We start from the raw sequence: 9,621 nt of genomic DNA on the forward strand, positions 1-9,621 counted from the left end.
CTTCATGCTGGATCGTCCTTTTCATCGGTCGATCCACCTTATGCCCCTGTCTCAGAAACCGGCACCTCCTCTGACCGCTGGACGAAAGACCAGTGGCAGGTCAACGCCGGTCCATGGTCGCACCGGGTCATCTTGGCGTCGCGCCCAGCCTCATCGCCCTGCGGCGATCCGGCTTAGCTGCGGGGCATGGGACAGACCTGCGGATGACAGGCGATGACCCGACCAGCATCAGCCCGAAAGACGAGGAGGACAGGATGGACGCTGTGCATTTCCCTGAAGAGAACCCGCCAGAGACATTCGCGCGGGACAGGGGCCGGGCGGCAGGCCCGGGCGCCGTCTACAGCGACGAGATTCAGCCGGGCATGTCGCGCACGCGCCATACGACGCTGTCGGCCGCGGATATCGAGCTGTTCGGCCGCATCAGCGGCGATCTGAACCCGATCCATCTGGACGATGCCTATGCCGCCACGACGATGTTCAAGGGCAGGATCGCACATGGGATGCTGACCGCCAGCCTGATCTCGGCGGTAATCGGGCAGGATCTGCCCGGCAAGGGGACCGTCTACCTGAAACAGGACCTGGAGTTTCTCGCCCCCGTGCGGCCGGGCGACAGGATCGAGGCCACTGTCACGGTCTTCGAGGTAAGCCGCGAGCGGCGCCGGGTCACGCTCGACTGCGCCTGCCGGGTGGCCGGGGCGGTGGTGCTGCGCGGGCGCGCGCTGGTGATTGCACCCGCGCGGCCCTGACCGGCGCCCCGCCGGCCGGTCCGGGCGGTGGGGACAATGTGGCGCTTCGTCGCGATGGCGCATCTTCCTGTCGCACTCAGTCACATCGCAGAACGGGCGCGCTCTCACAATCGAATTCACCATACGGCAACAGGGCGGGGAGGTTCCGCAAGGCTCCACGGAGGAACCCGGTTGCTTGATCAGGAGGAAAATCAATGGCCAAATCCGGCTTCCTGTCCTTCGAGAAGGTCGATCGCACGATCTTCTTCGCGGGAATCATCACCGTCTTCGGCGTCAGCTTGCCGATGGCGCTCATGTCCGATGCCGCCAAGGCGGTGCTGGGCGGCATCCTGGCATTCATCACCATGCATTTCAGTTGGCTTTACCTGCTGACCGGTGCAGGCGGCTTTTTCATGATGTTGTGGCTGGCCTTCAGCCGCTATGGTGACATCCGCCTGGGCCGGGCCGAGGACGAGCCCGAATTCGGCAAGTTCGCCTGGATCGCCATGCTGTTTTGCGCCGGCATCGGCATCTCGATCGTGAACTGGGCCTTCGTCGAGCCGATCTATTTCCTGAACACCCCGCCGCTGGGCCATGCCCCGGGCAGCACCGAATCGGCGGAATGGGCGGCGATGTATCCGATGTTCCACTGGGGCTTCGTGCCATGGGCGCTTTACCTGCTGCCGGCGATCCCGGTCGCCTATGCGCTGTATGTCCGGCAGGAAAATGTCGTGCGCCTCAGCCATGCCTGCCGCGGCGTGCTTGGCAATGCGGTGGACGGCAACCTGGGCCGGGTCATCGACATCGTGGTGATCTTCTCGATCATGGGCGGCGTCGGCACGTCGCTGGGCCTGTCGGTGCCGCTGGTGTCGGAATTCGTGTCGCAGATGCTGGGCGTGCCCAAGTCCTTTGGCCTCAGCATGGGCATCCTGGCGCTGTGGACGCTGATCTTCGGTTGGAGCGTGTGGCAGGGCCTGGGCAGCGGCATCAAGATTCTCAGCGACATCAACGTGGGCCTCGCGGTCCTGCTGCTGCTGGTCGTGCTGGTGGTCGGACCGACGGTGTTCCTGCTCGACCTGTGGTCGAACAGCTTCGGCCTGTTCATGGACAATTTCTTCCGCATCAGCTTCTGGACCGATCCGGTGGCCCAGGGCAGCTTCCCGCGGGACTGGACGGTGTTCTACTGGGCCTGGTGGATTGCCTATACGCCGATGATGGGGCTGTTCGTGGCGCGCATCTCGCGTGGGCGCACCATCCGCGAACTGATCCTGAACGGCGTGGGCTGGGGCAGCCTTGGCTGCTGGGCGTTCTTCGCCATCTGGGGCGGCTATGCGCTGCATCTGGAACTGCACGGCATCCTGAAGGTCAGCGCGATCGTGAAGGAATCCGGCACGCCCGCCGCGGTGGTGGCCATCCTGCGCACATTGCCGGCCAGCTGGCTGATCCTGCCGGTGTTCACCGCGCTCTGCTTCGTGTTCCTTGCCACGACGCTGGACAGCTCGGCCTATATGGTGGCATCGGTCTGCTCGCGCAATCTGAGCGGCTATGAAGAGCCCGCGCGCTGGCTGCGCATGGTCTGGGCCTTTGCCATCGCCTTTGTCGGCGTCGGGTTGCTGTCCGTCGGCGGGCTTGAGGCGGTGCAGCTTTCGACCGTCATCGTGGCGCTGCCGATGATTCCGGTGCTGGTGATCGTGACGCTGTCGTTCCTGCGTTGGGCCAAGCGCGACTTCGGCCCGAAGATCGCCGGGCGCCAGCTGGTCCTGCCCATCCCGCCCGGGCATCAGTCGCGCTTTGATCAGCACGGACCGGCGACCGCGCAGGCTGCCCGCGGCGACGAGGATGCGCTGCCATCCGCCGCCGTCCCGGCCGAATAGGCGCTGCGCCGGCGCGGTCGCCCCGCGCCGGCCCTTCCCATCCGTCACGAAAGGCACGCGAGATGACCAGTCCCGTCCACATCCGCCGTGATGGCGGCATCCATGAAATCACTCTTGACCGCCCCAAGGCCAACGCCATCGACGTGGCGACCAGCCGGGCGCTTTACAGCGCCTTCGCGGCCTTCGAGGCCGATCCGCAGGCCCGCGTCGCCATCCTGACCGGGGCGGGCACGCGTTTCTTCTCGGCAGGCTGGGACCTGAAGGCCGCCGAACAGGGCGAGGCGGTCGATGCCGACCATGGCCCCGGCGGCTTTGCCGGCCTGACCGAGTTCCACGACCGCCGAAAGCCGGTCATCGCCGCGGTCAACGGCCTGGCGGTAGGCGGCGGGTTCGAACTGGCGCTGGCCTGCGACATCGTCCTGGCCAGCGACACCGCGCAGTTCTTCCTGCCCGAGGTGACGCTTGGCATCGTCGCCGATTCCGGCGGCGTGCTGCGCCTGCCCAAGGCGGTGCCGCGCGCCCTGGCGACGCGGATGCTGCTGACCGGCGAGCGCCTGACCGCGGCTCAGGCGCTGCAGCAGGGGCTGGTGTCGGAGGTGGTCGCCCCTGGCGATCTGCTGCCCGCGGCCCGCGCACTGGCCGAAAGGATCTGCACCGCCGCGCCACTGGCAGTCGCAGCGACCCGGGCAATTCTGACGCAGACCGGGCATCTGTCCGTCGAGGAAGGCTATCGCATCATGCGCTCGGGCGCGATTCCCGCCTATCAGGCCATGCTGGCCTCGCAAGATTCCCTCGAGGGCGCCCGCGCCTTTGCCGAGGGTCGCGATCCGGTCTGGGAGGGGCGCTGAGATGCTGGACACCATCTATCGCAACGGGCTTTTCGCCGGGCAGACGGCACTGATCAGCGGCGGCGGCAGCGGCATCGGCCTGGGCATTGCCCGGCTGCTGGGGCAGCTCGGCGCCCGGGTGATTCTGGTGGCGCGCGACGAGGACCGGCTGCGCACGGCCACTGACGCCCTGCGGGCCGAGGGCATCGACGCCAGCTGGCAAGGCCTGAACATCCGCGACGACAAGGCGGTCGAGGCGATGTTTGCCGGGCTCGAGAGCGACGGCAGGCTGCCCGACCTTCTGGTGAACAACGCCGGCGGGCAGTTCGCGGCCAAGGCAATCGACATTTCAGCCAACGGCTTTCGCAGCGTCGTCGACCTGAACCTGAACGGGACGTTCCACATGACCCAGGCGCTGGCGCGGCGCGCGATCCAGGCCGGGCGGCCGGCCAGCGTGGTCAACATCGTGCTGTGCCTGGCCTCGGGCCTGCCCGGCATGGCCCATTCCGCTGCCGCCCGCGCCGGCGTGGTCAACCTGACCCGGACGCTGGCCAATGAATGGGGCCGTCACGGCATCCGCGTGAACGCCGTCGCCCCGGGCACGATCGCGACCTCGGGGCTTGACAACTATGATCCCGAACAACTGGCCAGGGCGACGGCGCGGCTGCCGCTGGCGCGCTTCGGTCGGATTGACGAGGTCGCCCAGGCCGTGGCCTATCTGCTGTCGCCCGCCGCGGCATTTGTCACCGGCACGATGCTGGAAATCGACGGCGGCGAACACATGAAGGGCGCCAGCGACCAGGTCGCCTTCGACTGATCCCGGCCCATGCCTTGCGACCAGCGTGGCGCCGGTTCCGTCCGGCGCCATCCGCGTCTGGGGCTAGTCCCCGAAGATCTTTCGGTCGCGTTTCGGTGAGCGGCCAAATCGCGTGCTGTAGGCGCGCGAGAAATGCGCCGCCGCGGTGAAGCCGCAGGCGACCGAGATCTGCGTGATCGACATTTCGGTCTGCTGCAGCAGCCGCCGGGCATGGGCCAGCCGCAGTTTCATGTAGAAATTGCTCGGCGTGTCGTTCAGGTGGGCGCGAAACAGCCGCTCGAGTTGGCGGCGGGTGACGCCGACACCGCCGGCCAGATCCTCGACATCATAGGGGTCCTCGAGGTTGTTTTCCATCGCCTGGATGGCTTGCACCAGCTTCGGACTGGAAATGCCCAGCCGTTCGACCAGCGACAGGCGCTGCGAATCTGAGCGCACCCGCAGGCTGTTGTGGATGAACTGCTCGGCCACGCGCACGGCCAGATCGGTGCCGTGTTCATCGGCGATCAGCGCCAGCATCATGTCCAGCGCCGCCGTCCCTCCGGCGCAGGTGAACAGCCGGGGCGACAGCTCGAACAGATTGAGCGAGATCTCGATGCCGTCAAAGGTTTCCAGGAAGGACGGCACGGCCTCCCAATGCATGGTGCATTGCTTGCCCTGAAGCAGCCCCGCTTCGGCCAGCACCCAGGCTCCGGTGTCCAGTGCACCCAGGACCGCACCGGCCCTCGCCTGCTGGCGCAGCCAGCCCAGAAGCTCCGGGGTCACGGACTTCAGCGGATCGAAACTGGCCACCACGACGACCGTCTCGACCTGGCCCGCATCGCGGATCGCCGCGTCGGCCGCAAAGGGCAGGCCGTTGCTCGCCCGTGCCGGATGCCCGTCCGCCGACAGGAAGACCCATTCGTAAAGCGCGCCTCCGAAGCGGTTGGCAACGCGCAGCGGCTCGATCAGCGCGGCCAGCGCCATCATGGAGAATGCCGGCAGCATGAGAATGTGAAAGCGACGCGGCACCCTGATCCACCCTGCAGCCGACCGCGATTGTGCAAGTTGATGCCGCGCTCGGTCAAGTGGGGCGGCCGGGTTGCGCTAGCTTTTGTCCAAGGCCGGTCGCCCGGCTGACGATTACCCGGAAATCGCGGCGCAGGGACCGGAATGGAGGCGCCGCCAGAGGAGGAACCCATGGATTTCAATCTCTCTCCCGAACATCAGGCGCTGCAGAAGAAGGCCCGTGATTTCGTCGACCAGGTCCTGATGCCGGTCGAGATGGAATGCGAGGAAAACGACGGCCTCTCGGCCGAAACCCTGGCCAGGCTGAACCCGCAGGTCGTCGAGTGGGGCTTCAACGCCATCAACCATTCCAGGGAGGACGGCGGCCAGGGCTATGACGTCTTCGAGCAGACGCTGATCAACGAGCAGTTCGGCCGCCTCACCGGCGCGGTCTGGGACGTGGTCTGGCAGCCGGCCTGGCCGCTGCGCTATGCCACCCCCGCGCAGCGCGAGGAATACCTGCTGCCCACCAATGCCGGCAAGCGCCGCGACGCCTATGCCATCACCGAGGCCGAGGCGGGCAGCGATCCGCGCCAGGTCCAGACCACCGCGGTGAAGGTGCCCGGCGGCTGGAAGATCAATGGCGAGAAGTGGTTTGTCACCGTGGGCGATGTGGCGGACTATTTCCTGGTCCATGCGCATGTGGACGGCGATCCCGACCGGCCGACGGTGTTCTTCGTCGAAAAGAACCTGCCCGGCGTGATCCTGAAGCGCACCCCGCTTTACACCCACCACTTCGCCTTCAAGCACCCCGAATACATCTTCGAGGACGTGATCGTGGGCGAGGACAAGATCCTTGGCGGGATCGGCGAAGGCTACAACATGACCAAGGACTGGTTCGTCGAGGCCCGGCTGGGGATCGCGGCGCGCTGCATCGGCGGGGCGACGCGCGCGCTTGAGGAGGCGAACGAATACGCCGCCAACCGCAAGCAGTTCGGCCAGAGCATCCGCGATTTCCAGGCGATCGAATTCATGCTGGCCGACATGGCTGTCGAGATCATGGCCGCGAAAAGCATGATGTATCGCTGCGCCTGGGACATGGCCAACAATTACGACCGCAAGCTGGCTCATGCCCGCATCGCGGCCTGCAAGCTGTATTGCTCGGAAATGGTTGGCCGGGTCTGCGACAAGGCGGTGCAGATCCTGGGCGGCCGCGGCTACATGCGCGAGAACGCCGTGGAACGGCTGTGGCGCGACACCCGCGTGGACCGCATCTGGGAAGGCACCTCCGAAATCCAGCGCGTCATCATCGCCGGGCAGATCAAGAAGCGCGGCCTCGGCATCTACACCGACTGGTTCTGAACCTTGGATCACAGGGGAAATGGAATGAGCAAGCAGGACAACCTCAAGCGGTTGCTCGCCCCGCGTTCGGTGGCGTTCATCGGCGGCCGCAACATCGCCTCTTCGGTGCGGGACTGCATCAACAGCGGCTTCACCGGCGAGATATTCGTCGTCAGCCCCAAGCATGAGCAGATCGCCGGCTTTGACTGCGTCCGGACCATCGCCGATCTGCCGATCGCCCCCGACGCCGCCTTCATCGCGGTCAACAGCGAGGCGACGGTCGAGGCGGTGGCGGAACTGGCCGCCCTGGGAACGGCGGGCTGCGTCTGCTACGCGGCGGGCTTTGCCGAGATCGGCGGCGCGGGCGCCGAGTTGCAGCACCGCCTGGTCGAGGCGGCGGGCGACATGGCGCTGGTCGGGCCGAATTGCTACGGCATCCTGAACTATGTGGACGGCGTGTCGCTGTGGCCCGACATCCACGGCGGGCATCCGGTGTCGCGCGGGGTCGCCATCCTCAGCCAGAGCGGCAACATCGGCCTGAACCTGACGATGGCCGAGCGCTCGTTGCCGCTGGCCCATGTCATCAGCGTGGGCAACCAGGCGGTGCTGGGCATCGGCGACTACATCGATGCGCTGATCGACGACGACCGGGTGGACGCCATCGGCATCTATCTCGAGGGGCTGAACGACATCGCATCCTTCACCGCCGCCGCCGCGCGCGCGCTGGAAAAGGGCGTGCCCATCGTGGCGCTGAAGTCCGGCGTCTCGGACCTGGGGGCCGAGCTGACCATGAGCCATACCAGCTCGCTTGCCGGCTCGCGCGAGCTTTATCAGGCGCTGTTCGACCGGCTGGGGGTGATCCAGGTCAGCTCGCTGTCGCAGATGCTCGAGGCGCTCAAGCTGCTGTCGGCGCTGGACGGCCCGCTGAAGGGGCGGCGGCTGAACGTGCTGACCTGCTCGGGCGGGGATTCGGCGATGGCGGCCGATGCGGCATCGGAATACGGTTTCGCCATCCCGCGCTTTGCCGAGACGCAGGTCACGGCGCTGCGCGCGCAGCTGCCCTCATTTGCCAGCGTGTCGAACCCGCTTGACTACAACACCTCGCTCTGGGGCAATGCCCAGGCCATGGCCGACTGCTTTGCCACCGTGATGGCGGGCGAGGCCGATCTGACCATTCTCGTGCTGGACTATCCGCGCGAGGGGCTGGCCGGGCATCAGCCCTGGAACGCCGCGGTCGAGGCGCTGATCATGGCCAAGGCCCGCACCGGCGCCCAGGCGGCGGTGATGGCCTCGATCCCCGAGCTGCTGCCGAAAGCCGCGCGCGAGCGTCTGATCGAGAACCGCATCGCCCCCTTGCAGGGCATCGACATGGGCTTTCGCGGTCTCGCTGCGGTGACCGGCTATCACCAGCGCCGGGCCGAGATCATGGCCGGCGGAGACCTGCGCCAACTGGTCCTGGACGCGCCGGTCGCTTGCCGGGGCGAGCCGCTGCTGATCGACGAATGGCACAGCAAGCTGGCGCTGGCCGAGCGCGGCATGGGCATTCCCCCCGGCCGTCTGGTCACCGCGGCCGAAGCCGCCGCCGCTGCCGCCGAGATCGGTTTCCCGGTCGTGGTCAAGGCGGTCAGCGCGGCCCTGGCACACAAGACGGAAATGGGCGCGGTCAAGCTGAACCTGAAAAATGCCGCCGAGGTCGAGCATGCTGTGGCCGAGATCGCGACCAATGTCGCCGCCATCCCCGGCGCGGGCGAACACTTCCTGGTCGAAAAGATGGTGCCGGGCGCGGTGGCCGAACTGATCCTGGGGGTCAAGCGCGACCCGCAGTTCGGCCTGGCGCTGGTGGTCGGGACCGGGGGCATCCTGGTCAATCTGATCGAGGACTCGCAGGCGCTGATCCTGCCGGCGACGCGCGCCGATGTGCGCCGGGCGCTGGGCAAGCTGAAGATGGCCCGGCTGCTGACCGGCTACCGCGGCAAGCCCGCCGCCGACATCGAGGCCATTGTCGATGCCGCCATGGCGGTGGCCGATTATGCCATCGCCCATGCCGACAGCGTGATGGAAATGGACGTGAACCCGCTGTTCGCCATGCCCCGGGGGCAGGGCGCCATCGCCGCGGATGCGCTGATCTCGCAGGTTCCGTCCAAGCCGGGCGGGCGTCTGGCCGCCGAGTGACGACCGTCTGTCCCTGCCCCCCAGGGGTGGGGACAGTCCTCTCCAAGCAAGGAAACGCCATGCCGATCTATGAATTCGAAGGTCTTGTCCCGGTCGTCGATCCCAGCGCCTATGTCCATCCGACGGCAGTCCTGATCGGGGATGCAATCGTCGGACCCGATTGCTATGTCGGCCCATTCGCCTGCATGCGCGGCGATTTCGGCCGGCTGATCCTTAAGGCCGGGGCCAATCTTCAGGACCATTGCCTGATGCACGGATATGTCGACATGGATACGGTCGTCGAAGAGGACGGCCATATCGGCCACGGCGCGATCCTGCATTCCTGCATCGTTGGCCGCAACACATTGGTGGGCATGAATGCCGTGGTGATGGACGGGGCCGTCCTGGGTCCTGACAGCATCGTTGCTGCCAATTCCCTCGTGAAGGCGGGCTTCCGGGGGGCGCCGCGCCAGCTGCTCGTCGGCTCGCCCGCATCGGTCCGACGCGAAGTCACCGCCGAGGAAGTCGCCTGGATGGCGCTGAACACCCGGGAATATCAGGAACTGGCAGCGCGGTCGCGCAGGGGAATGCATCCGGCCGAGGCTCTGCCGGCGGCTGAGGCCAATCGACCGCGCTTGCGCGGCGCGACCGATGTGGTGGCGATCCACGCGAAAGCAGGCAGATGAACCGCCATGCGGTTGTCACACCCATGGTCCATGCCGCACCTCGCCATGGTCACTCGGATCCTGGTGCGGCGATGGTCGATGCCGTCAAGGTCGAGGTAGAGCTCGTAGGGATGGTTCTCGGTGCCGCAGCATTCGCGGCCAGGGGCATAAGGTGGATCGACCGATGAAAAGGACGATCCAGCATGAAGACACGCAGACGGTTTACGGCCGAGTTCA

Annotated in this window: 8 protein-coding genes; 7 read left to right on the forward strand and 1 reads right to left on the reverse strand. The window is 66.7% G+C overall.

From position 1 onward, the window contains the following. Positions 1-362 precede the first annotated feature (362 nt). The 4 genes from WMK75_RS17230 (at position 363) to WMK75_RS17245 (ending at position 4,243) form a co-directional block, all read left to right on the forward strand. Complete coding sequence (locus WMK75_RS17230; RefSeq protein WP_347268828.1) at positions 363-746, forward strand: MaoC family dehydratase; 384 nt, start codon at positions 363-365, stop codon at positions 744-746. 194 nt (positions 747-940) lie between these two features. Further along, complete coding sequence (locus WMK75_RS17235) at positions 941-2,599, forward strand: BCCT family transporter (RefSeq protein ID WP_347268821.1); 1,659 nt, start codon at positions 941-943, stop codon at positions 2,597-2,599. A gap of 62 nt (positions 2,600-2,661) precedes the next feature. After that, the gene (locus WMK75_RS17240; RefSeq protein WP_347268822.1) at positions 2,662-3,447 is read left to right on the forward strand and encodes an enoyl-CoA hydratase-related protein; all 786 of its coding nucleotides are present in this window, start codon (positions 2,662-2,664) and stop codon (positions 3,445-3,447) included. A 1-nt stretch (position 3,448) separates the two neighbouring features. After that, positions 3,449-4,243, forward strand: a complete 795-nt coding sequence (locus tag WMK75_RS17245) for an SDR family oxidoreductase (protein WP_347268823.1) — start codon at positions 3,449-3,451, stop codon at positions 4,241-4,243. Between the two features lie 63 nt (positions 4,244-4,306). Here WMK75_RS17245 and WMK75_RS17250 read toward each other — a convergent pair whose 3' ends face one another. Beyond that, positions 4,307-5,209 carry a GlxA family transcriptional regulator gene (locus WMK75_RS17250; RefSeq protein ID WP_347268824.1) on the reverse strand — a complete coding sequence of 301 codons (903 nt, stop codon included), beginning with the start codon at positions 5,207-5,209 and terminating at the stop codon, positions 4,307-4,309. Positions 5,210-5,419: 210 nt separating this feature from the next. Here WMK75_RS17250 and WMK75_RS17255 point away from each other — a divergent pair, with 210 nt between their 5' ends. From WMK75_RS17255 to caiE, 3 genes are read left to right on the forward strand one after another with little or no spacing between them, the layout of a single operon-like run. Further along, positions 5,420-6,589, forward strand: a complete 1,170-nt coding sequence (locus WMK75_RS17255) for an acyl-CoA dehydrogenase (RefSeq protein WP_347268825.1) — start codon at positions 5,420-5,422, stop codon at positions 6,587-6,589. A gap of 24 nt (positions 6,590-6,613) precedes the next feature. Then, complete coding sequence (locus tag WMK75_RS17260) at positions 6,614-8,740, forward strand: acetate--CoA ligase family protein (protein ID WP_347268826.1); 2,127 nt, start codon at positions 6,614-6,616, stop codon at positions 8,738-8,740. A 59-nt stretch (positions 8,741-8,799) separates the two neighbouring features. Then, on the forward strand, positions 8,800-9,405 hold the full coding sequence (gene caiE / locus WMK75_RS17265; RefSeq protein ID WP_347268827.1) for a carnitine operon protein CaiE: 606 nt from the start codon (positions 8,800-8,802) through the stop codon (positions 9,403-9,405). The last annotated feature ends 216 nt before the right edge of the window (positions 9,406-9,621 follow it).

Source organism: Paracoccus sp. (in: a-proteobacteria), from assembly GCF_039808215.1.
Classification (GTDB): domain Bacteria; phylum Pseudomonadota; class Alphaproteobacteria; order Rhodobacterales; family Rhodobacteraceae; genus Paracoccus.